Consider the following 23,818-nt stretch of genomic DNA (forward strand, 5'->3'; position numbering starts at 1 on the left):
CCAGAGAGATCCCCCAGCGCAGTCACGCACACCTGAAACGATGGGTTCAAGCCCGTATAATCGATGACTATGCTTGAGAGGCTGCTGCCATAGCGTTCTCTTGACTTTCCCCTTATTTGATGCCGCACGATGAAAACGACCGAAATTCGCCAGAAATTTTTGCAGTTCTTCCAGTCCAAGGGACACACAATTGTGCCCTCATCGTCATTGGTGCCGGGAAACGACCCCACCCTATTGTTTACCAATTCGGGGATGGTTCAGTTCAAAGACGTCTTTACAGGCAAGGATTCCCGCCCTTATAAACGTGCGACCTCGTCTCAGCGAAGTGTGCGAGCCGGCGGAAAGCATAACGATCTTGAAAACGTCGGTTACACCGCCCGTCATCACACGTTTTTTGAAATGCTAGGCAACTTTAGTTTTGGTGATTATTTCAAACGAGACGCCATCGCTTTTGCTTGGGAAATGCTGACGGTCGTTTATGGCCTATCCAAGGAAAAACTTTGGGTAACGGTGTACCAAGAGGACGACGAAGCCTACGGTATCTGGGAAAAAGAAATTGGTGTGCCGGCTGAGCGCATCATCCGTATCGGTGATAACAAAGGCGCCCGCTACGCATCGGATAACTTCTGGCAGATGGCTGATACTGGACCTTGCGGTCCATGCACTGAGATTTTCTATGATCATGGAGCGGAGATCTGGGGTGGTCCTCCTGGATCTCCGCAGGAGGACGGTGATCGTTATATCGAGATTTGGAATTTGGTGTTTATGCAGTTCGAGCGGGATGCCGCTGGCAAGATGACGCCGCTTCCAAAGCCTTGTGTTGATACGGGAATGGGCCTTGAGCGTATTGCTGCTGTGTTGCAGCATGTGCACTCCAATTACGAGATTGATTTGTTTGTGGCGCTGATCGCTGCCGCCGCCCGTGAAACAGGCACCCAAGATCTCGCGAATAACTCGCTTAAAGTGATTGCCGACCATATTCGTGCTTGTTGCTTCCTCGTGGTCGACGGTGTGATCCCAAGCAATGAGGGTAGGGGTTACGTATTGCGCCGTATTATTCGTCGTGCACTGCGCCATGGTTATCAGCTGGGTCAAAGCAAACCGTTTTTCTACAAAATGGTGCCTGATCTGGTCAAGCAGATGGGGGATGCGTATCCCGAACTCGCGAACAATGCCGCCCGAGTCGAGCAAGTCCTGCGCCAAGAAGAAGAACGCTTCGGCGAGACCCTTGAGCACGGCATGAAAATCTTAGATGCGGCCTTGGCTGCATTACCTGCCGCCCAAAAAGATCAGGCGCAGATCTTAGACGGCAACACGCTGTTTACGCTCTACGACACCTACGGTTTCCCCGTTGACCTGACTGCTGATATTTGTCGCGAACGAGGGGTCGATGTTGATCAGGCTGGTTTTGATGTCGCCATGGATCGTCAGAGAGATCAAGCGCGTGCGGCCGGTAAATTCAAAATGGCTGAGGGACTTGTGTATACGGGTGCTCAGACCGTTTTTGAGGGCTACGATCACCTTCAGCGGCCAGGCAAGGTTTTAGCGCTTTATGTTGGAGGGTCCGCTGTTGAGCGTGTGTCTGCTGGACAGGATGCCATTGTGGTGCTTGATCAAACCCCGTTTTATGCGGAGTCTGGCGGTCAAGTCGGAGATACGGGTTGTTTGATGACCAGTTCGACACAGTTTGATGTGTTAGATACGCAAAAAATTCAACCTGGCGTGTTTGGGCATCATGGTCGCCTGACCTCCGGCACCCTGTCTGTGGGCGATGCGGTAACCGCTATCGTCAATGCCGAGCAACGTACGCGCACGGTGCGTAACCATTCGGCGACCCATTTGATGCATAAAGCCTTGCGCGAGGTGCTGGGAGGCCATGTCCAGCAGCGTGGCTCTTTAGTCGATGGCGATAAGACGCGTTTTGATTTTGCACACGATGCCCCGTTATCCGAACAGGAAATCGCGCGCGTTGAGGCAATTGTCAACGCAGAGGTATTGAGTAATCAGGCTGCAATGACTCAGACGATGTCTTATGACGATGCAGTCAAAGGTGGTGCAGTCGCGTTGTTTGGTGAAAAGTATGGGGATAGCGTACGCGTCCTGGATATTGGCTTTTCCCGTGAATTGTGTGGCGGTACCCACGTTGCTCGTACGGGTGATATTGGTTTGTTCAAGGTGATCGCTGAAGGCGGTGTTGCCGCTGGCGTCAGACGTATCGAGGCGGTAACCGGCGCGAATGCCTTGGCTTGGGTGCAGCATTTAAATGCGACGATACAACGCGCAGCAGCTGCGTTGAAAACCCAGCCAGCCGAGCTCCCTGAGCGCATTGGACTCTTACAAGATCAGCTAAAGGCCGCGGAAAAAGAGCTCGAGCAAGCACGTGCAAAGCTTGCATCCAGTGCTGGCAATGCGCTCACCGAGGCTGCGATTGAGATGCCAGCGGGCTTTAAGTTACTGGTCACCGAAGTCAAGGGTGTCGATCCCAAAGATCTTCGCTCGATGGTTGATCAGCTCAAAGACCGTCTGAAATCAGCAGTTGTTTTGCTTGCGACAGCGTCGACTGACGGCAAAATTAGTGTGGTGGCGGGCGTGACGGCGGACCTGAATGCCAAGATCAAGGCCGGAGAGTTGGTGAGTTTTGTTGCAGGACAGATTGGTGGCAAGGGCGGCGGTCGTCCAGACATGGCGATGGGCGGAGGGACGGACTTGTTGGCTCTGACAACCAGTTTGGCGAGCGTGAAATCCTGGGTCGAGGCTAAATGAGTGATCCTAACAACGTGCCCCGGGCGTTCAAAGAAACCGTGGATGCGACAGGACTTGCCTGTCCATTACCCATTTTGCGTGCTAAAAAAGCCTTGGCAACCCTAACCTCGGGCGAAATCCTGCGCGTTATCACAACAGACCGAGGGGCAGTTCGTGATTTTCAGGCTTTTTGTAAGCAAACGGGCAATACATTACTCGCTCAGGTGGACGAAGTAGATCGCGTGACGCATTATTTAGAGCGACGTTTGAAATAAACGTTTGAAATAAACAATGCTCATTCATTGTTTGATGCTATAATCTTTGGCTTTACTGAACATTTTCAAGGGATTACGTATGGTGGTGATTCGCCTGGCCCGTGGCGGCTCCAAGAAACGTCCTTTTTACAACCTCGTTGCGACTGATTCTCGCGATCGTCGTGATGGTCGTTTTATTGAGCGCGTTGGTTTTTATAACCCTGTTGCAAATGCAAACGAAGAGCCTCTTCGTATTGCGCTTGATCGTGTCCAATATTGGACAGGAGTGGGTGCACAGTTGTCTCCAGCGGTTGCCCGTCTGGTCAAAGACTACTCTTCAAAAGTCGCTACAGCGGCTTGATCGCATCGTTTGACTGACTTCGTACCTCGCCATGGCTGACACAGGCGCTCAACAAGCGCCAAATGACCTAATCGAATTAGGTCGTATCGTGTCAGCATATGGCGTAAAAGGTTGGGTCAAAGTCCAGCCGCATTCAGCGCAAGGTTTAGTCTTGCGTGCTGCACCTGTTTGGTGGTTAGCTCCACCACAGTCCCCTATTTCTCCCGGCTCTGGGATCTCCACGTCGAGCATATTCCGCCCTCACGCAGTTAAGCAAGTGCGCCCTCAAGGCGCAACAGTCGTGGCTGATCTCGAGCATGTCGGAGATCGCGATCTTGCAGAGTCTATGCGTGGGTATACCGTGCATGTTTCTCGACAATATTTTCCCAAAGCCCAGGCCGATGAGTTTTATTGGGTAGACCTTGTTGACTGCTATGTGTATAGCGAAGCACAACTTGTTGGAGTGGTCCTTGAAGTTGTTGACAATGGCGCCCACGCGATTCTTCGTGTTCAGCGAATGACTCTTGAGGGAGATCAAACGCCGTCTGTTGAGCGTGTGCCTCAGGTCATGCTTGATGCCAAAGGTCGTCCCGAAGAAATTTTGGTGCCTTTTGTTGCCGCTCACATACAGCATGTTGATATTGTTGCCCGTCGCATCGAAACTGACTGGCCTCTCGATCTCTAAGGCTTCATGATGCGCATCGACGTCATCACCTTGTTTCCGGAAATGTTTGGTGTGGTGCGTGACTTGGGCGTGACGGGACGCGCGCACAACCAAAGCATTTGGGCACTGCATGCTTGGAGTCCTCGCGACTTTACGAATGATGTGCATCGTACCGTTGACGATCGTCCTTATGGCGGTGGTCCTGGCATGGTGATGATGGCCGAACCGCTCAAGCAAACGCTGCTTGCCATTCATTCTGATCGACGCGAAAGTGTTTCCCCAGTGATCTTGTTGTCACCCGTTGGTAAGCGCTTTGGTCAGGCTCAAGCAGCTCAACTTGCAAAATCTGCTGGCGCCATCTTTGTTTGCGGTCGCTACGAGGGCGTGGATCAAAGATTCATCGACGAGTGTGTCGACGAGCAATGGTCATTGGGCGATTTTGTCTTATCTGGCGGAGAGATCGCAGCGCTTGCCATGATCGATGCTGCCGTCAGACTCATGCCTGGCGCACTTCATCACGGAGACTCTTCGCTGCAGGATTCTTTTCAGCCATCCATTTCAGGTTTGCTAGACAGCCCACATTTCACCCGTCCCGAGGTTTTGTGGGATCAGCCCGTCCCGCCCGTTTTGCTGTCTGGAAACCACGCCAACATCGCGCGATGGCGTCGAGAGCAATCTCTCTGCCTCACTGCTAAAAATCGCCCTGATTTACTTGAGCAAGCGCGAAAACTAGGCTTGCTTACCAAGGCGGACGAAAAGTTTTTGCTCAGTCTAATCTAGCGCGCTGCCCTTTGACCTGAGCAAGCGTCTCGCCAAACTGTGCGACACGTTGTTGCTCTTGTTCGACGACTGCGGCGGGTGCGCGTGCAACAAACGACTCGTTAGAAAGTTTGACTTGGGCTTTGTTGATCTCGCCTTCGAGTCTAGCGATTTCTTTATCTAAGCGTACTTTTTCTGACGCGACGTCGATCTCAACCTTGAGCATTAAGCGTGTTTGTCCAACCACCTGAACGGGCGCGCCATCGTCGGGTAAGGTTGACATGACATCCACGCCAGAAAGCTTGGCCAGCGACGCAAGATAGGGTGCGTGCTGAAGCAACATTTCTTGGGGACCTTCGGCGATTAAAGGCACGCGCGCGGCGGGTGAAAGATTCATTTCGCCTCGAAGGGCGCGCACAGCCTCGATTTGACCCTTGAGTAAATCAACTTGTGCGCATGCTTGCGCATCCATGGCGTGAACATCAGCCTGAGGAAAAGCTTGTATGGAAATGCTCGAAGTCTCCAGCGCCGAGCGCTTGCCAGCCACAATGGACACTTTCTGCCAAAGCTCTTCAGTGATGAATGGCATGATGGGGTGCATCAGTCGAAGGATCGCTTCTAAAACCCGGATCAGCGTACGACGCGTCGCGCGTTGTTGCTCAGCCTTACCATGTTGAATCTGGACTTTGGCGAGCTCTAAATACCAATCGCAATATTCGTCCCACACAAAGTGATAAAGCGCATTGGCGATATTATCAAAACGATAGTCGGCGAATCCTTTTGCGACATCGAGCTCGAGTTGTTGAAGCTGGGTAATGATCCATTTGTCGACGAAGCTTTGCGCGCTCGCGTCGACCGCTGCCATGTCTTGGCCCTCGGTATTCATCAACACAAAGCGTGTCGCGTTCCATAGCTTATTGCAAAAGTTTCTATAGCCCTCGCAGCGTTTAAGATCAAAATTGATATTGCGACCAAGTGTCGCGTATGCCGACATCGTAAAGCGCAGGGCGTCGCTCCCAAACGCGGGGATGCCCTCCGGAAACTGACGTCGCGTCGCTTTCTCGATGGTGCCGGCTTGCTTGGGATTCATCAGGCCAAAGGTACGTTTTTTAACCAAGGTTTCCAGATCAACACCGTCAATGAGATCCACTGGGTCGAGAGTGTTCCCTTTTGATTTGCTCATTTTCTGACCTTCCGCGTCGCGGATCAGGCCATGAACATACACGTGCTTAAACGGGACTTGACCGGTCAGGTGCGTGGTCATCATCACCATGCGGGCAACCCAAAAAAAGATGATGTCAAAACCTGTGACTAGAACGCTGGAAGGCAAGTACCGTTCGTAATCAGGAGTTTTTTCAGGCCAGCCCATTGTGGTGAATGGGACCAGCGCAGAGGAGAACCATGTATCAAGCACGTCCGGATCGCGTACTAAGGGTCCTTGGACTCCGGCGGCTTGAGCTTGTTTCAGTGCATCCTGTTCGTCATGCGCCACGAACACTTGACCGTCGGGTGCATACCAAGCTGGAATTTGATGGCCCCACCACAACTGACGGGAAATGCACCAATCCTGGATATTTTCCAGCCATTGGTTGTAGGTGGTTGTCCAGTTGTTGGGAAAGAACTCAACCTCTCCTTTTGCCACAACCTCCAGAGCGACTTCGGTAATACTCTTGCCCGGGTGCAGTGTGTTTGCGGGTGCAGGTTTACTCATGGCCACGAACCATTGATCGGTGAGCATGGGTTCGAGCACCTCGCCAGTGCGGTCACCCCTGGGCTGCATCATTTTGTGGGCGTCGACTTTGACTAAGAACCCTCGTGTGTCGAGTTCGGCGACGACGGCCTTGCGAGCCTCATAACGGTCGAGGCCATAAAACTGTGCTGGCCCTTGGTCATTGATTTTTGCGTCAAGGGTGAAAATCACAATTAAGGGGAGGTTGTGACGCATTGCACAGGCATAGTCGTTAAAGTCATGCGCACCCGTGATTTTGACGCAACCTGTGCCGAAGGCTGGATCTACAAAATCGTCCGCAATAATAGGAATCTGGCGATCGCAAAGGGGGAGATCGACTAATTTGCCAACCAGGTGTTGGTAGCGGGCATCCTCGGGATGAACGCACAACGCACCGTCGGCCAGCATCGTTTCGGGACGGGTAGTGGCAATTGTCATCCCTCGAATACTTTCTTGGGTGCCATCCTCATGCGTTATGGTTTGAGGGCCATCGACGAAGGGGTAGGTGATATGCCAGAGGTGACCATCGGTCTCAACGGACAGCACCTCAAGGTCTGAAACGGCAGTCAGTAGCTTGGGATCCCAGTTGACGAGGCGTTTTCCGCGATAAATGAGACCCTGTTTAAAGAGCCGGACAAATGTTTCAACCACCCCGGCTGACATTTGCTTGTCCATCGTGAAATACTCACGAGGCCAGTCGGCGGAAGCGCCTAAGCGACGCACCTGACTCGTGATGGTATTTCCGGATAACTCTTTCCACTCCCAGACCTTTTCAATGAATTTTTCGCGACCGAGGTCATGGCGCGAGGACTTTTGGGCATCGAGTTGGCGCTCGACCACGATCTGGGTCGCAATGCCCGCGTGATCGGTGCCTGGAACAAAGACCGTGTCATGACCGAGCATGCGGTGATAGCGAATTAAACCATCCATGATGGTCTGGTTAAAAGCGTGGCCCATGTGCAGGGTTCCTGTCACATTTGGCGGGGGAAACTGGATGGCATAGGGGATGCCAGCGCCGGGGCCGCCTTGGGTGTGCTGGCCTGCAGCGAAGTAGCCCCGTTTCTCCCACTCCTGATACCAGCGTGCCTCGATTGTGGCAGGTTCAAAACTTTTAGAAAGTTCGCTGTCTGGGGTGGTGTTGGGCTGATTCATCAAAATATCCGGTAAAAGTGAGGTCGCAAGGCGTCGCCGTAGGGCGAATAACTCGCTATTTTAGGGTGTTGCGGGCAGATGTGGCGTGCTAGAATCACAGGCTAGGGTTAGCACAAGCAAAGTCCCTGTTTTTATTGAGATTTATTGGAGTTTTACATGTCAGTCGAACGTACCCTCTCGATTATCAAGCCTGATGCCGTGGCAAAAAATGTCATCGGTCAGATTATTGCCCGCTTTGAAGGCGCTGGCTTAAAAGTGATCGCTGCACGCATGATGCATTTGTCACGTGCCGACGCTGAGCGTTTTTACGCTGTTCACAGTGCCCGTCCTTTTTTCAAGGACCTGGTGGACTTCATGATTTCCGGTCCTGTTTTCGTTCAAGCCCTCGAGGGTAACAACGCGATTCAGACAAACCGCGATCTGATGGGTGCCACAGATCCCAAGAAAGCAGAAAAAGGCACAATCCGTGCTGACTTCGCTGACAGCATTGACGCGAACGCTGTTCACGGCTCAGATGCGCCTGAAACAGCGAAGGCAGAGATTGCCTTCTTTTTCCCTGAAATTAACATCCACAGCCGTTAATTCGGTTGTTTGGCTCGTGGCACATCGCGTATGCATCCTGAACCGATCAACTTGCTTGGGCTCGACGCTCCGGCACTGACCCAGTTAGTGGGTCAGTGGGGGGGCAAGCCGTTTCGTGCCCGGCAATTGCAAAAGTGGGTGCATAAGAGAGGGACGAGCCAATTCGACGATATGACCGATCTTGCGCGCGATTTTCGTGCGCAACTCGCTCAATCATGCGTCGTTCAAGCGCCCAAGGTTTTAACCCAGCACCGCTCTGCTGATGGCACGCGAAAGTGGTTGTTCGATGTGGGGCAGGGCAATGCGATCGAATCGGTCTTCATTCCCGAAGATGATCGCGGAACACTGTGCATATCGAGTCAAGCAGGCTGCAATGTCGCCTGCAGATTTTGTTCGACCGGACATCAGGGCTTTAATCGCAACCTCACTGCGGCTGAGATTATTGGGCAGCTTTGGTGGGCGAGGCACGAGTTGATGCAAGATCTGGACTCTGCCCGCATACCGACGTCCCTAAAATCCTCTAACGTTGAGCATGGTTCGACGCTGAGCTCGGGCGTGACAAGCGACACGCGTCTGATTAGCAACGTTGTCATGATGGGCATGGGCGAGCCTTTGCTCAACTACGAGCCCGTCCTCGCCGCCTTGCGCATGATGCTAGATGACAATGCCTACGGTTTATCGCGCAGGCGCGTGACGGTGTCGACCTCAGGGGTTGTACCCATGATGGACCGCCTGTCCCGGGATTGTCCGGTCGCGCTCGCAGTTTCTTTGCATGCTCCGAATGATGCGCTGCGTGATGAGTTGGTTCCCCTCAATAAAAAATATCCAATCAATGAGCTCCTTGCCGCGTGCGAGCGTTATCTGGAGTTTGCACCCAGGGACTTTATTACTTTTGAATATGTGATGCTTGATGGCGTCAATGACAGCGATCAGCATGCCAAACAGTTGATCGATATCGCACGTCGGATCAATTGCAAACTCAATTTGATTCCTTTCAATCCTTTCCCTGCGTCGGGTCTTCAGCGCTCCTCGGCTTCGCGCATTAGGATTTTTGCGCAACACCTCATGGATGCGGGGATCGTGACAACGGTCCGAAAAACACGCGGCGACGATATTGATGCGGCTTGCGGTCAGCTTGCGGGCGAGGTCAAGGACCGCACAAACTTAAGCGAAAAGATGGCCGCAAGAAAAATGATCCCCATCAAGGAGACGCATGTATGAGTGAGCAGCTTGATTTGAGCACTCCTTTGCGGACAGAGTCTGCCCCGGCTCCGAAAGAGCTGATTACCTCTGCGGGCTCTTTGCGTGCGTTGAGGATTTCCAAGGGATTTTCTACCGAGGATGTTGCCGTTCGACTCAAGTTTTCTGCCCGACATATTGAGGCCTTGGAATCCGAAAGTTTTGATTCATTGCCCCAGGGTTTGGCGCTTCGAAGCATGGTCAGGAGTTACGCAAAGCTGCTTGGCATTGACTCCAAACCTCTGGAGGCCTCTCTTCATTCACGGATCGGGAGCGTCCAAGGCGGTCTTGCTAACCACACCTCGATCCATACCTTGGGCGCGCACCATGTTGAAAATGTGCCGCACTCTGGCGCATGGGCTTGGGTTGTATTGATTATTCTTATTGTGTTGGCGGTCTTCGGTGTCGCGATATGGCAAGGCTTGTTACCTGCTGCTTTGGTACCAGATTGGATCGAGGCCTTGTTTAAATGAGTCAGGCATCCACCCCTTTAGGTTCGTCCTTGATCGATGAAAAGATCGGTCCTTTGCCACGCCATCCTACAAGGCAAGCCGTGGTGGCCTGGGGAAGTCAAAAGGTATTGATCGGTGGTGGTGCGCCTGTGGTGGTGCAGTCCATGACCAATACCGACACGGCGGACGCTATTGCCACTGCGATTCAAGTCAAAGAGCTCGCACTCTCAGGCTCGGAAATTGTGCGGATCACCGTTAACACGCCTGAGGCTGCACGAGAGGTGATTGCGATTCGAGAACAGCTCGATCGTATGGGTATTTCGGTGCCCTTGGCCGGAGATTTTCATTACAACGGTCATAAACTCCTGACTCAATATCCTGACTGCGCGCAAGCTTTGTCAAAATACCGTATCAACCCCGGAAATATGGGTGGGGGCAAAAAACGTGATGATAATTTTGCCCAGATGATTGAGGTGGCTTGTCGATACCAAAAACCAGTGCGTATTGGTGTGAACTGGGGTAGTTTGGATCATGAGCTCTTGGCGCGCATGATGGACGATAACGTCAAACTTGCCCAGCCGCGTGATGGACGCGCCGTGATGCGCGATGCCTTGGTGGTGTCTGCCATAAGTAACGCTGAACGCGCTCAAGAGCTAGGATTGTCTGGAGATGCCATTATTCTCTCTTGCAAGGTCAGTCACGTGCAAGACTTGATCGCGGTTTACCGCGACCTCGCGGCGCGCTGTGATTATCCCTTACACCTTGGTTTGACCGAGGCTGGTATGGGTAGCAAAGGCATCGTTGCCTCGACCGCGGCCCTAAGCGTTCTGCTTCAAGAGGGGATTGGTGACACGATCCGAATTTCTTTGACACCGGAGCCTGGTGGCGATCGTACGCGCGAGGTGATTGTTGGACAGGAAATACTTCAGACAATGGGTTTGAGGGCTTTTACGCCGATGGTCGTGGCTTGTCCGGGTTGCGGGCGCACGAGCAGCACTGTTTTTCAAGAGCTAGCAGATCAGATTCAGACATTTTTACGCGAACAAATGCCAGCATGGAAAACGCAATACCCCGGTGTTGAGTCGATGAATGTCGCCGTGATGGGGTGTGTGGTGAACGGCCCCGGCGAAAGTCGCCATGCTGACATCGGTATCAGTTTGCCCGGCACGGGAGAGGTGCCTTCAGCCCCCGTTTTTGTCGATGGTGAGCGTACTGTTACCCTCAAAGGTGATCATATCGCCGAAGAGTTTCAAAAGATTGTTCAGGATTACGTCGCTCGCCGTTATGGCGATCACGCGAGATCACTTCATTTATGACACAAGCATTTTCCAAAGTCACCGCGATACGCGGTATGAACGATGCATTGCCAGGTTCAGGCGCACGCTGGGAGCAGCTCGAAGAGCTGGTGCGTCGTTGGTTGTCTAACTATGGCTATCGCAATATGCGCACACCAATTCTTGAGCATACGCGACTGTTCACGCGTGGAATTGGCGAGGTCACTGACATTGTTGAAAAGGAAATGTATAGCTTCACGGACTCATTAAATGGTGAGTCATTAACGATGCGACCCGAGTTTACGGCTGGCATGGTGCGTGCAGCGATCGAACACAATTTGTTGTACGACCGTCCTCAGCGCGTTTATGCGATGGGACCGGTTTTTCGTCATGAACGCCCGCAGCGTGGGCGCTACCGACAGTTTCATCAAATCGATGTCGAAGCACTCGGTCTGGCGGGGCCTGATATCGATGCTGAGCTCATCATCATGGTGGCGCGACTTTGGAAAGTATTGGGTATCAAGGATGTACAGCTTGAGCTTAATTCGCTTGGGCAGGGGCAAGAGCGTGCCGCACATCGTCAAGCCTTGATTACCCATCTCGAGGCGCATAAGGACGTACTTGATGAGGATGGCTTGCGCCGCATGCATTCCAATCCGTTGCGTGTGTTGGATACTAAAAATCCTGCGATGCAGGCGATGGCTGACGCCGCACCTAAATTGTTTGACTTTTTAGGTGAGGTTTCCCGTGCCCACTTTGCAGGGGTTTGCGAACGCCTGGACGATGCAGGAGTGAGTTACCGTCTAAATCCGAGGATGGTCAGGGGCTTGGACTACTACAATTTGACAGTATTCGAATTTGTCACCGATAAGCTGGGAGCTCAAGCGACGGTTTGTGGTGGGGGTCGCTACGATGGTCTGATTGAACTGTTGGGTGGAAAGTCTGCACCTGCGGTGGGGTTTGCGATTGGCATGGAGCGGCTGATGGATTTGTGGGGTCAGTACCAGCCCGAGTCCCCAAATCCTGAGTGCACGATCTATTTTGTACATCAAGGCGAAGCAGCCCAACGTCGGGCAGCACTGTTGGCCGAGAGCTTGCGTGACGCAGGTATTTCTACCCTTGTTCATGCAGGTTCTGGTAGTTTTAAGTCGCAGTTCAAGCGGGCAGATGCGAGTGGTGCCCAGATTGCGGTTATTCTTGGGGGCGATGAACTTGCATCTGGCGCGGCCTCCGTCAAAATGTTGCGGCTCGAAGGTCAGTCTGATGCGTTCGCGCAGCAACACGTGCCGCTAGAAAATTTAGTGGCGTTTCTGAAAGATAAGGTTAATTAGGCATGGCTTACGATCCCGACGAGCAAGAACAACTAGACCAGCTTAAAGCCTGGTGGAACAAGTACGGCACCTGGATATTGACACTATTGATTATTGCAACGGCGATTGTCGGTGGTTGGCGTGGATGGCAGTGGTACGAGGGTCATCAAGCGTCGCAGGCAAGAGGCTATTTTGAGGCGCTCGAAGAAGCAGGGCGCTCTCAAGGTGAGGAGTCGGTTGCTCGAATCAATGCGGCCATGAAGACGCTTCGTAGTGATTATGCCGCGACCGATTATGCCGCTCGTGGTGCGCTTGTCGCGGCCTCTGCGCTCGTTTTGCGCAAAGATGTTCCTGGCGCACGGGCTCAGCTTGAATGGCTTGCTCAAACAAAGCACGCGGCGTTGGTCCCTGTGGCACGACTGCGATTGTCAGCATTATTTCTTGATCAAAAAGAATACGATCAAGCCTTGTCACAACTCAAGGATGCGCCACCTTCTTTTGAAGGCTTGTTCGCTGATCGTCGCGGTGATGTGCTTGCGGCGCAAGGCAAGTCAGCGGATGCCCGAAAAGCCTGGAATCAGGCGATCGAGTCTCTTGGCGCGACTGATCCGTTGACGCCAATCGTGAAGCTCAAACTTGATGCGTTAGGAGGTTGAGGATGCACACTTTCTTTGCAGAACGTCTGATTCGAGCAGCAGCAGTTTTAGCTCTGTCTTTGTCGCTGGCGAGTTGTGGCCTGTTTGGTGCGGATGACCGCAACAAGCCGACTCCGCTGACGTCGTTCTTGCCTGGATTGTCTGCACAGATGGCATGGAAAACGCAGATCGGCAGTGGCTCCGGTCTGGGCTTTGCACCGACAATCGTTGAGAGTTCAGCTTATGCGGCGACGCCTGATGGAGCTGTCATCAAGGTTGATCTTCAAACGGGTAGCGTTGTCTGGAGAGCAACTGTCGACAAAAAGCTTTCTGCAGGGGTTGGTAGTGATGGCAAAATCACTGCCGTCGCGACACGAGAAGGCGCTGTGGTTGCTCTCGATGAGTCGGGGCAGGTGAAGTGGCGTGCTCAGGCCACGAGTGATGTTTCTGTGCCGCCTATTGTTGGTTATGGCGTCGTCGTCGTGCGCAGTGGCGACTATCGCGTGCAGGCTTTTAACGCTGAAACAGGCGATCGAATTTGGAGTGTTCAGCGACCCGGCCCCGCGCTTGCTTTGCGTGCGCCTGCACGCATGGTGATGCTTGAAGGGTTGGTTGTGACGGCAATACCTGGAGGAAAGTTGCTCGGTATTAATGCGGTGTCGGGAGATGTGCAATGGGAAGGCACGGTCGCGGTCCCGAAGGGATCGACCGATCTCGAGCGCGTGATTGATGTCGTAGGCGCACCCGTCGTATTGGGGAAAGTGATGTGCGCAGTGTCCTATCAGGGGCGCGTCGTTTGTTTTGATATTGCGGCGGGAGGTCGTCCGGCTTGGTTTAAGGACTTTTCCTCTCTTGCAGGTTTGGCCCTCGATAACCGTCATGTATATGCCCCGAGTCAAACGGATGTAGTGACTGCGTTGAGCTTGAAAAACGGTGACGCGGTCTGGACGCAAGACGCTCTCAGCCATCGCAAACTGACGAGCCCGGCCGCGGTGGGTGTCGCGCTGGCGCTTGGGGATTTCGAGGGTAACGTGCATTTTCTGGCACAAGATGATGGACGTATGCTTGCCCGAACCGTAGTCGGAGGGGGCGCCATTCACTCTCCATTATTGGCCACGCCTCAGGGCGTGCTTGTTCAAACGGGTGACGGTGCGCTCGTAATGTTGGCGTTGAAATAACTCGTGTCTGTTAAACCTGTCGTTGTTCTAGTGGGGCGCCCGAATGTAGGCAAATCCACACTCTTTAATCGTCTGACGCGGTCGCGCTCTGCCTTGGTCGCTGATTTTTCTGGCCTGACCCGGGATCGGCACTATGGTGAGGGCCGCGTTGGTGATACGCCCTTTATTGTTGTGGATACCGGAGGCTTTGAACCTGTAGCCAAAACGGGCATCCTTCATCAAATGGCGCGCCAAACCAAGCAGGCGATTGCTGAAGCCGATGTTGTGATTTTTATGGTTGACGCACGTTCGGGCCTCAACGCGCATGATCATGATATTTCTCGACTGCTGAGAAAGCTCGGGCAGCGCGTCGTTTTATGCGTCAATAAGGCTGAGGGCATGCAACACGGCAGCGCTGTCGCTGAGTTTCATGAGCTGGGACTTGGTTTGCCAGTTGCGATTTCGGCGGCACATGGCGACGGCATTGCCGACTTGATCGAGCACGCCTTAGAGGGCCTTGGTGAGCCTGTGCTTGAGGCGCCTGAATTCGATGCGGACGATGCCGAGCCGACAGAAGCTGCCTTAAAGACTCAGAGCGAAGCGGTTGAGCCTGAGATCAAACACCGCATCAAGCTGGCTATCGTTGGACGACCAAACGTTGGAAAGTCTACGTTGATCAACACCCTGTTAGGCGAAGAGCGTGTGATTGCTTTTGACATGCCTGGCACAACCCGTGATGCAATTGAGATCGAGTTTGATCGCGGTGGTAAACAATACACACTGATTGATACGGCGGGCTTGCGCAAACGTGGCAAGGTGTTTGAAGCCATTGAAAAATTCTCTGTCATCAAGACATTGCAAGCGATCGAAGCTTGCAACGTGGTGTTGTTGATGATCGATGCGCAACACGAGGTTTCTGAGCAAGACGCACATATCGCCGGTTTTATTCTTGAAACGGGTCGTGCGCTCGTGGTGGCGATCAATAAATGGGATGGCCTTGACGAGGAGCAGCGCGAAAAGATTCAGCGTGAGTTTGACAGAAAGCTCCGTTTCTTATCTTTTGCGCGCGTTCATACGATTTCTGCCTTGCGGGGCCAGGGGATTAATACCGTATTGAAGTCTGTCAATGCGGCACATGCCGCAGCATTTATGAAGTTGTCGACACCGCGTCTAACGCGTGAGTTACAGGCTGCCGTCGAGCAACAACCCCCACCGCGCAAGGGTATTTTCAGGCCCAAAATGCGCTACGCTCATCAAGGAGGACAAAATCCTCCCTTGATTATTGTTCATGGTAACGCTTTGGATGCGATTTCCGATTCTTATCGGCGTTATCTTGAAAACAGATTCCGAGATGCGTTCGAGTTGGCGGGGACGCCTTTGCGTATTGAATTCAAATCTTCTTATAACCCTTTCGTTGATCATTGATTTGTTATGAGCCGTTATTGGAATAGTCTGGTTGCTAAGCTCGATCCCTATGTCCCGGGTGAGCAGCCTCTCGTTCAAAATTTGATTAAGCTCAACACCAATGAGCATCCTTATGGACCTTCACCCAAGGTGATTGAGGCGATTCGGGCAAACGCCAACGATAGTTTGCGTTTGTACCCTGATCCGACATCACTGGATCTAAGACGGGCGATTGCGCGCCGTTATGGGTTGATGGAGGATCAAATATTTGTAGGCAATGGATCTGATGAGGTTCTTGCACATGTGTTTCATGCACTTCTAAAGCATGAGCATCCGGTCGTATTTCCAGACATTACCTATAGCTTTTACCCTGTTTACTGCGGTCTTTACGAGATTCAATATAAAACTGTTGCTTTAGATGAGCAGTTAAAAATTCGTGTTGAGGACTACCTGCCTGGCGCTCCTGTGGGTCGGGTGGGAGGGATTATTTTTCCAAATCCAAATGCGCCAACCGGTGCGGTACACGCCTTGGGTGAGGTCGAGCGAATCGTGTCTGCCAATCAAGAGGTCGTCGTGGTTGTTGATGAGGCTTATGTCGACTTTGGCGCTGAAACAGCGGTCAGTTTGATCAAAAAATACCCAAATTTACTGGTTGTTCATACGCTTTCCAAGTCTCACTCTCTCGCAGGGCTCCGCGTGGGCTATGCCATTGGCCACCCTGATCTGATTCAGGGTTTAGACCGTGTTAAGAATTGCTTCAACTCTTATCCACTGGATCGGCTGGCGATTGCCGGGGCGACCGCAGCGATCGAGGACCAAGCGCACTTTGAGCAAACACGCGATGCTGTTGTGAGGTCTCGTTCCGCGTTGACCTCTGGCTTGGAAAAGCTCGGATTCGAGGTTTTGCCTTCTGCTGCGAATTTCATTTTTGCTAAACACCCTGCTAAAGATGGGGCCGCCTTAGCCGCAGCGTTGCGTGACAAAAACATCATTATTCGACACTTTAAAGCACCAAGAATTAATCAGTATTTGCGCATTACGATTGGTACGGAGCAAGAGTGTGAAAAACTGCTCGATGCCTGTCGAGCAATTTTGCGTTAAGCCTTCGGAGCTGAGCAATTTGTAACTATAAGTTTCATTTGCTAGCGCACCGAGGGGAAACCCTGTACAGTATGGTCATTGGCGTCGCATCGCAGCAAATTTTTCACGGTGTGGGTTCGTCAACAACAACATATGGAGCCTGCCAATGAGCAATAAAGGGCAAACTTTGCAAGATCCCTTCCTGAACGCACTGCGTAAGGAGCATATTCCAGTGTCTATTTATCTGGTCAATGGGATCAAACTTCAAGGCCAGGTCGAGTCCTTTGACCAATATGTCGTGTTGCTACGCAACACTGTGACACAGATGGTCTATAAACATGCGATTTCCACGGTTGTGCCCGCGCGCGCCGTCAGCTTGCCAGTTGATGCCTCCGCTGAAGCAGAGGCTGAATAATCGGACTGAGATTGACGCATGCGTGCGTTGATCATCAGTGTTGATCTCGGGTCCCCTGACCATGTCGCGCATGCCGAAGAGTTTGCGCTATTAGCCAAGGGTGCTGGGGCTATTTTGGTGGCGACGCTGACCGCGCGTCGTCAACGCCCTGACGCAGCCTATTTTATTGGTTCAGGCAAGGTCGAGGAGGGGGTGCTTCTTGCTGAGGCATCCGAGGCAGAGGTGGTGCTTTTTGATCAGCCCTTATCGCCTGCGCAGCAGCGAAATCTCGAGCGGCAATTCAACTTGAGAGTGGTCGATCGCGTGGCGTTGATTCTGGACATCTTCGCGCTACGTGCCAAAAGTCACGAGGGTAAGTTACAGGTTGAACTTGCTCAGTTACAGCATCTTTCCACACGCCTGACCCGTCTTTGGTCTCACCTAGAGCGACAAAGAGGCGGGATCGGTATGCGTGGGCCTGGCGAGTCACAGCTTGAGATGGATCGCCGAATGATTGGCGCCAAGGTCAAGCTGTTGCGGGAGCGCTTGGAGCGCGCCCAACGCCAGCGTTCGACTCAACGCCGAGCGCGCGCGCGCGGCGCCACGCTGTCAGTGTCGCTTGTGGGCTATACAAACGCCGGAAAATCAACCCTGTTTAATGCGATGACCCGCGCCGGTGCGTATGCCGCGGATCAGCTTTTTGCGACACTCGACACGACGACACGTCGCTTGTGGATCGAAGGGGCAGGGCAGATTACCCTTTCAGATACTGTGGGTTTTATCCGAGACTTGCCGCCGACGCTGATTGCTGCTTTTCGCGCCACGCTCGAAGAAGCCACACAAGCGGATTTGCTGCTACATGTTGTGGATGCAGCGAGTCCTCAGCGTGACGAGCAAATCGCAGAGGTCAACAAAGTTTTATTAGATATTGGTGCGGTAGATATTCCCTGCATTCTGGTCTACAACAAAACCGACCTTGCTGGACTGGAATCTCGTGTTGAACTGGATGAACATGGTACGATTTGTCGAGTTTTTTTAAGTGCTCAAAAGCGCTCTGGCTTGAGCGGTTTGCGTGATGCTATTAGTCAGTTTGCTACTACCTCGGAAAACAATGCGATCTCTTACGAAAATATTCAACCTGAATGATCCCGGCTGGGGTCGTGGTCAGGGCGGTGGTGGCAACGAGCCGCCTCGTCGTCCACCCCAAGGAAACGGTCCACCTGATTTAGATCAGGTCTGGCGTGATTTCAATAATCGTCTCGGTGGCTTGTTTGGTGGCAAACGAGGTGGTGGTAAAAATGGCGGCCCCCTCAGTGCGGGCGGTCCTACACCACGTCAGTCGAAAATCGGACTCGGCGTGATCGTTGCTGCAGCAGTGGTTCTTTGGTTGGCAAGTGGTTTCTTTATTGTCCAAGAAGGCCAGGTGGCTGTGATTACTCAGTTTGGTAAATACAAAAGCACGGCACAGGCTGGCTTCCAATGGAGAATACCTGCCCCGATCCAAACGCATGAGATGGTCAATTTGTCTCAGTTGCGTACGTTTGAGGTTGGTTTTCGTGGAAATGCGCGCAATCGCGTTTTGCCCGAGTCCTTGATGTTGACAGACGATGAAAATATCGTGGATGTTCAGTTCGTCGTGCAGTACCGATTGCGTGCGAACGGTGCACCGAACTATCTATTCAAGACCAAGGATCCAGACGAGTCGGTTCGCCAGGCTTCTCAGTCTGCAATGAGAGAGGTGGTGGGTACGCGCTCAATGGACTTTGTCCTGTATGAGGGCCGTACTGCGGTGGCCGCCGAGGTTCAAAAGCAAATGCAGCAGATCCTCGACCGCTACCAGACCGGTGTTCAGGTCAGTAGCGTGGCGATTCAAAACGTTCAGCCACCAGAGCCTGTTCAGGCCGCCTTTGATGATGCGGTTAAAGCCGGTCAGGATCGTGAGCGCCAGATTAACGAAGGTCAAGCCTATCGCAACCAAATCGTACCTCTCGCTGCGGGTCAATCCTCCCGGATGCTTGAGCAAGCCGAAGGCTATCGTGCCCGCGTAGTCGGCAATGCCGTGGGTGATGTCGCTCGCTTCACGAGTGTGCTTGGCGAGTATCGAAAGGCTCCAGAAGTGCTGCGCGAGCGTATGTATCTCGAGACCATGCAACAAATGTATTCCAACGCGAGCAAGATTCTGGTCGATACCTCTGGCTCGAACAATATGTTGTATTTGCCACTGGACAAAATTACGCAGCAAGCCGCTCAAGGCGTTCAGCGTATCAATCCCATGGCAAACACACCTCTTCAGACTAATGCTCCCAATCCCTTAACGCAGCCTTCGCCGGTGACACGGCCTGCTGCACCAGGGCCCATCAACACACTGACGCGCGATCGCGGCAGTCGATAACACAGAGGACAAAATCATGAAAAGATTATTTCCCCTGTTGATCGCCTTGTTCATTGGCGCGGTGGTACTTTCCTCCTCCGTGTTTATTGTGCGCGAGCGTGACTATGCGCTGGTTTTTGCGCTGGGTGAAGTCAAGAAAATCGTCTCCGAGCCGGGTTTGTATTTCAAACTACCACCTCCATTTCAAAATGTGGTGACCTTGGATAAGCGTTTGCTCACGATTGATTTGCAAGAAGCCGAACGCATCCAGACTTCTGAAAAGAAGAACCTGTTGATCGATTCGTTCGTCAAGTGGCGAATTGTTGACCCACGGTTGTATTACGTGACCTTTGGTGGGAACGAACGTGCGGCACGAGAGCGTTTGCAGGCCCAGATCAGAGATGCGCTCAATGCCTCGGTCAACATCCGTACGGTTAAGGACGTCGTCTCTCTTGAGCGCGATGTCATCATGACCGAAGTACTCAATAATGTCGCAAAACGTGCCGAACCCTTGGGTGTCGAAATCGTTGATGTACGCCTCAAGCGCATCGAGTTCGCCCCTGAAATTTCTGAGTCGGTCTATCGTCGAATGGAGTCCGAACGCGTTCGTGTTGCGAATGAGCTTCGCTCGATTGGCGCTGCGGAGGGCGAACGCATTCGAGCCGAGGCAGATCGTGAGCGAGAGCAAATTCTCGCTAAAGCCTATGGGCGCGCAGAGGCAATCATGGGTGAGGGTGAAGCCGAAGCAGCTGGTTTGTATGCTAAGGCTTATGGCGCTGACTTGCCTTTCTATAGCTTTTACAAGAGCTTAGAGGGATATCGTGCTGCCTTTGGCAAGCCTGGTGATGTACTTGTGGTCGACCCAAGTTCTGAGTTCTTTAAATATCTCAAGAACTCACAGGGCAAAAGATAGTTTATATACGGATTCTGAGCGAGAAATCACCCTCGTTCAGAGTCTTACATTACTCAGATAATCTGTATAATGTGCTGTAAGCTTTATCGATTGTTCTGGCGGCTTGCCGGGCTTACGCCCCAAGCCGCTTTTTGTTTGGCTGTTCGTTTTGTGCCCTTTTACATTCCGAGCTGTCGTGCTTAGTTCTTATCGAACTTAACCCTTTTTTATTTTCCTGCGATCATGAAAGGCAATTGGTTGTTGCCAGAAAGTTTGGCAGATATGTTGCCAGCCGAGGCGCGCCGTATAGAAGACCTGCGCAGGCACTTACTCGACTTATTCCGAACGTATGGATTCGAGTTGGTTGCCCCGCCATTGGTCGAGTACATCGATTCGTTGCTGTCCGGAACCGGAAGCGACTTGAATTTGCGCACCAGCAAGCTTGTGGATCAATTGTCTGGACGCACCCTAGGCATTCGTGCTGACATGACCCCACAGGTGACACGTATTGACGCGCACTTGCTCAATCGTGCGGGTGTGACGCGTCTCTGTTATTGCGGCCCCGTGTTGCATGCGCGTCCTGCTGGCTTATTGTCGAGCCGTGAGTTGTTGCAAATCGGCGCTGAGATTTATGGCCATGCTGGCGTTGAGGCCGACCTCGAAATTATTCGCTTAGCACTTGAAAGCACGAGATTAGCGGGTGTTCAAGCAGTACGTCTGGATTTGTGCCATGCCGGCTTAGTACGGAGCTTGCTTGAAAGCGATCCGCGCGCTCAACGCCGTGCCGATGAAATTATGGCGTTGCTGCGGGAAAAAGACATGCCAGGCTTGCGTTTGCTAGGAGAAGGGCCCGAGGCACTTCTAGCATCTACAGTGCAAGCCCTGTGCGCTTTGCCCCAGCTTTATGGAGACGCCTCTGTTATCGCCCGTGCGCGTGCGGCTTTGCCCCCTATTCCCGGTGTGACGCAGTCTCTGGATACTCTTGAGCATTTGCTTGCAGCGTTGGATGATGTTTCAGTGGGCGTGGATTTGGCGGATGTGGGCACGTATGGATATCACACTGGTGTCACGTTCTCTGTCTACGCCGAGGGCTGGCATGATGCGATTGTGCAGGGTGGACGCTATGACGATGTCAGCAGGGCGTTCGGGCGTGCGCGACCTGCGACGGGATTTAGTCTGGATCTACGTAAGTTGGCAGCGGGTTTATTGCCTGCGTTGCCAGCACCGGCTATTCGTGCGCCTTCAGGGCAGGGGTCTGGACTGCGCGAGGCGATGCAGGACTTGCGTCAGAGCGGCAATATCGTTGTTCAGGTTTTTCCAGGCGAGGCTGCCACGCACGATGAGTTTGTTTTTGATCGTGAGCTTGTGTGGCGCGATGGTCGTTGGTTGGTTCAGCAGGTTCTTTAGGCTTCGGTGCGTCGTTGGCTTTTTTGGCCCTCTGCGTGCTTGGAGATATTTATTCCGAAACTGATTGGTTTGATTACCCAATATGAGCAAGAACATCGTAGTGATTGGCACCCAATGGGGTGACGAAGGTAAGGGCAAGATCGTTGATTGGCTCGCTGAATCCGCGCGCGGGGTTGTGCGGTTTCAGGGTGGGCATAATGCGGGCCATACCCTTTGGGTGAATGGCAAAAAAACGATTTTGCGACTGATTCCTTCTGGCATCATGCATCCAAGCGTGACATGCTACATCGGTAACGGTGTGGTGCTATCACCCGAGGCTTTGCTCAAAGAAATTTCCGAACTCGAGGCAGCAGGATTGGACGTTCGGTCGCGGCTCAAAATCTCAGAGGCGTGTCCTTTGATTTTGCCTTATCACGTGGCGCTCGACCAGGCGCGCGAGGCACGCCGAGGTGATGCCAAAATCGGCACAACGGGTCGCGGCATTGGACCTGCTTACGAAGACAAGGTTGCCCGTCGAGCGTTACGCGTGCAAGATTTGTTCGATCCAGAAGGTTTCCGCGCCAAAGTCGATGAGGTCTTGGATCTGCATAACTTTGTGTTGACCAAGTATCTGGGTGCCCAGGCTATATCCGCTCAAGAGGTCGTGGATCAGGCGATGGCCCTTGCACCAGCTGTTGAGCCAATGGTGGCCGATGTGAGCAGCCTGTTGTACATGGCGCAGCAGGCAGGGGAAAACTTATTATTCGAAGGTGCTCAAGGCGCCTTGTTGGATGTGGATCATGGGACATATCCCTATGTCACGAGCAGCAACTGTGTTGCCGGTGCGGCCGCAGCGGGCGCGGGTGTTGGACCCCAGAGCTTGAATTACGTCTTGGGTATCACTAAAGCATATGCGACGCGCGTGGGTTCAGGACCCTTTCCAACTGAGCTTTTAGATGAAACAGGCCTGCAACTCGCCACGGTTGGCAAAGAGTTTGGTTCGGTGACGGGGCGTCCTCGTCGTTGTGGCTGGTTTGATGGCGCGGCACTCAAGCGCTCAGTTCGCCTCAATGGTATCTCTGGTCTCTGCATCACCAAGCTAGATGTGTTGGACGGACTGCCTGTGCTCAAAATGGGTGTTGGCTACGAGCTCGATGGTAAAACTTGTGATGTGCTCCCCTATGGCGCGGCGGCTGTTGCGCGTGCCAAACCCATCCTCGAGGAAATGCCTGGCTGGACAAAATCCACCGTGGGTGTCACTGATTTTGACAAGCTACCTGCCAATGCTCAGCGCTATCTCCAGCGCCTTTCAGAGGTTTGCGGCATTCCGATTGACATGGTGTCAACGGGGCCTGATCGTAACGAAACAATCATGCTTCGCGACCCATTTAAATCCTAATGTCTGCGCAAGGGATGGCCCAAGATGTCAGGGTGGACTGGGAAACTTACCATCAGCTGATAGAGCGTTTGATTGTCTTGGTGTATCAGTCTGGTTTGCAGTTTGATCAGATCCTGTGCTTAGCCAGGGGTGGTTTGAGGGTGGGTGATGTTCTTTCGCGCGTATTCGATTTACCGCTTGCGATTTTGATGACGAGTAGTTATCGCGAAAATCAGGGTCATACGCAGGGTGAGTTAGAAATTGCCCCGTTCATCAGTATGACCCAAGGCACCCTTAAAGGACGCGTGTTGGTGGTCGATGATTTAGTCGATAGCGGCAACACGCTCCAAGGCGTTTGTCAGCATCTTTTGAGGACTTATCCCAGCATCGAGGCTGTCAATACCGCGGTGATTTGGTACAAAACGTGCTCAAGCATCAAGCCTGATTTTTATGTTGAAAAATTGACTGCGAATCCTTGGATTCATCAGCCTTTTGAGATCTATGACGGCCTGTCACCCCAAGATTTGCTAGAAAAAACCGCTAAGGATCATCTAAAATAGCGTATTTATGCTATGATCTAGGGCTATTTCGTTGTTTAACTGTTTTATTTTTACGTCACGCATC

22 protein-coding genes are annotated in these 23,818 nt (G+C 52.6%); 21 read left to right on the forward strand and 1 reads right to left on the reverse strand.

Going from position 1 to position 23,818, the window contains the following annotated elements:
• The first annotated feature begins 129 nt into the window (after window positions 1-129).
• The 5 genes from alaS (at window position 130) to trmD (ending at window position 4,780) form a co-directional block, all read left to right on the forward strand.
• On the forward strand, window positions 130-2,763 hold the full coding sequence (gene alaS / locus AC8GE9_RS17580) for an alanine--tRNA ligase (RefSeq protein WP_506678481.1): 2,634 nt from the start codon (window positions 130-132) through the stop codon (window positions 2,761-2,763).
• Window positions 2,760-3,017: a sulfurtransferase TusA family protein gene (locus tag AC8GE9_RS17585; RefSeq protein WP_506678482.1), complete on the forward strand. Its 258-nt coding sequence runs from the start codon at window positions 2,760-2,762 to the stop codon at window positions 3,015-3,017. Before alaS ends, AC8GE9_RS17585 begins: the two co-directional genes overlap by 4 nt.
• 79 nt (window positions 3,018-3,096) lie before the next feature.
• Entirely contained in the window at window positions 3,097-3,357 is a 261-nt protein-coding gene (gene rpsP / locus AC8GE9_RS17590) for a 30S ribosomal protein S16 (RefSeq protein ID WP_028817356.1), read from the forward strand.
• 31 nt (window positions 3,358-3,388) lie between these two features.
• On the forward strand, window positions 3,389-4,021 hold the full coding sequence (gene rimM / locus AC8GE9_RS17595; protein WP_506678483.1) for a ribosome maturation factor RimM: 633 nt from the start codon (window positions 3,389-3,391) through the stop codon (window positions 4,019-4,021).
• A gap of 9 nt (window positions 4,022-4,030) precedes the next feature.
• Window positions 4,031-4,780: a tRNA (guanosine(37)-N1)-methyltransferase TrmD gene (gene trmD / locus AC8GE9_RS17600; RefSeq protein WP_506678510.1), complete on the forward strand. Its 750-nt coding sequence runs from the start codon at window positions 4,031-4,033 to the stop codon at window positions 4,778-4,780.
• Here the strand turns inward: trmD and AC8GE9_RS17605 are convergent.
• Window positions 4,767-7,640, reverse strand: coding sequence for a valine--tRNA ligase (locus AC8GE9_RS17605; RefSeq protein ID WP_506678484.1), 2,874 nt, complete (start codon window positions 7,638-7,640; stop codon window positions 4,767-4,769). The genes trmD and AC8GE9_RS17605 overlap by 14 nt on opposite strands.
• A 156-nt stretch (window positions 7,641-7,796) precedes the next feature.
• Here AC8GE9_RS17605 and ndk point away from each other — a divergent pair, with 156 nt between their 5' ends.
• The 16 genes from ndk (at window position 7,797) to AC8GE9_RS17685 (ending at window position 23,754) form a co-directional block, all read left to right on the forward strand.
• Entirely contained in the window at window positions 7,797-8,222 is a 426-nt protein-coding gene (gene ndk, locus AC8GE9_RS17610) for a nucleoside-diphosphate kinase (protein ID WP_506678485.1), read from the forward strand.
• A 30-nt stretch (window positions 8,223-8,252) separates the two neighbouring features.
• Window positions 8,253-9,443 carry a dual-specificity RNA methyltransferase RlmN gene (rlmN, locus tag AC8GE9_RS17615; protein ID WP_506678486.1) on the forward strand — a complete coding sequence of 397 codons (1,191 nt, stop codon included), beginning with the start codon at window positions 8,253-8,255 and terminating at the stop codon, window positions 9,441-9,443.
• On the forward strand, window positions 9,440-9,934 hold the full coding sequence (locus tag AC8GE9_RS17620; RefSeq protein ID WP_506678487.1) for a helix-turn-helix domain-containing protein: 495 nt from the start codon (window positions 9,440-9,442) through the stop codon (window positions 9,932-9,934). The genes rlmN and AC8GE9_RS17620 overlap by 4 nt, the downstream gene beginning before the upstream one ends.
• Window positions 9,931-11,229 carry a flavodoxin-dependent (E)-4-hydroxy-3-methylbut-2-enyl-diphosphate synthase gene (ispG, locus tag AC8GE9_RS17625; protein WP_506678488.1) on the forward strand — a complete coding sequence of 433 codons (1,299 nt, stop codon included), beginning with the start codon at window positions 9,931-9,933 and terminating at the stop codon, window positions 11,227-11,229. The genes AC8GE9_RS17620 and ispG overlap by 4 nt, the downstream gene beginning before the upstream one ends.
• Entirely contained in the window at window positions 11,226-12,518 is a 1,293-nt protein-coding gene (gene hisS, locus AC8GE9_RS17630) for a histidine--tRNA ligase (protein ID WP_506678489.1), read from the forward strand. The genes ispG and hisS overlap by 4 nt, the downstream gene beginning before the upstream one ends.
• Window positions 12,519-12,520: 2 nt before the next feature.
• A complete protein-coding gene (locus tag AC8GE9_RS17635; protein WP_506678490.1) occupies window positions 12,521-13,153 on the forward strand; it encodes a YfgM family protein in 633 nt (210 codons plus the stop codon).
• Between the two features lie 2 nt (window positions 13,154-13,155).
• Window positions 13,156-14,310 carry an outer membrane protein assembly factor BamB gene (gene bamB / locus AC8GE9_RS17640; protein ID WP_506678491.1) on the forward strand — a complete coding sequence of 385 codons (1,155 nt, stop codon included), beginning with the start codon at window positions 13,156-13,158 and terminating at the stop codon, window positions 14,308-14,310.
• Window positions 14,311-14,313: 3 nt separating this feature from the next.
• Complete coding sequence (gene der, locus AC8GE9_RS17645) at window positions 14,314-15,714, forward strand: ribosome biogenesis GTPase Der (protein WP_506678492.1); 1,401 nt, start codon at window positions 14,314-14,316, stop codon at window positions 15,712-15,714.
• Between the two features lie 6 nt (window positions 15,715-15,720).
• Entirely contained in the window at window positions 15,721-16,794 is a 1,074-nt protein-coding gene (gene hisC / locus AC8GE9_RS17650) for a histidinol-phosphate transaminase (protein WP_506678493.1), read from the forward strand.
• A gap of 145 nt (window positions 16,795-16,939) precedes the next feature.
• On the forward strand, window positions 16,940-17,188 hold the full coding sequence (hfq, locus tag AC8GE9_RS17655) for an RNA chaperone Hfq (protein WP_028817344.1): 249 nt from the start codon (window positions 16,940-16,942) through the stop codon (window positions 17,186-17,188).
• An 18-nt stretch (window positions 17,189-17,206) separates the two neighbouring features.
• Window positions 17,207-18,313 carry a GTPase HflX gene (hflX, locus tag AC8GE9_RS17660; protein WP_506678494.1) on the forward strand — a complete coding sequence of 369 codons (1,107 nt, stop codon included), beginning with the start codon at window positions 17,207-17,209 and terminating at the stop codon, window positions 18,311-18,313.
• Complete coding sequence (gene hflK / locus AC8GE9_RS17665) at window positions 18,279-19,559, forward strand: FtsH protease activity modulator HflK (RefSeq protein WP_506678495.1); 1,281 nt, start codon at window positions 18,279-18,281, stop codon at window positions 19,557-19,559. The genes hflX and hflK overlap by 35 nt, the downstream gene beginning before the upstream one ends.
• Before the next feature lie 16 nt (window positions 19,560-19,575).
• Entirely contained in the window at window positions 19,576-20,451 is an 876-nt protein-coding gene (gene hflC / locus AC8GE9_RS17670) for a protease modulator HflC (RefSeq protein WP_506678496.1), read from the forward strand.
• Between the two features lie 222 nt (window positions 20,452-20,673).
• Entirely contained in the window at window positions 20,674-21,837 is a 1,164-nt protein-coding gene (locus AC8GE9_RS17675) for an ATP phosphoribosyltransferase regulatory subunit (RefSeq protein WP_506678497.1), read from the forward strand.
• A gap of 82 nt (window positions 21,838-21,919) precedes the next feature.
• On the forward strand, window positions 21,920-23,215 hold the full coding sequence (locus AC8GE9_RS17680; RefSeq protein WP_506678498.1) for an adenylosuccinate synthase: 1,296 nt from the start codon (window positions 21,920-21,922) through the stop codon (window positions 23,213-23,215).
• Between the two features lie 14 nt (window positions 23,216-23,229).
• On the forward strand, window positions 23,230-23,754 hold the full coding sequence (locus tag AC8GE9_RS17685) for a phosphoribosyltransferase (RefSeq protein ID WP_506678499.1): 525 nt from the start codon (window positions 23,230-23,232) through the stop codon (window positions 23,752-23,754).
• Window positions 23,755-23,818: the final 64 nt, after the last annotated feature.

The organism is Zwartia lucis (assembly GCF_965234455.1).
Lineage (GTDB): Bacteria > Pseudomonadota > Gammaproteobacteria > Burkholderiales > Burkholderiaceae_B > Zwartia > Zwartia lucis.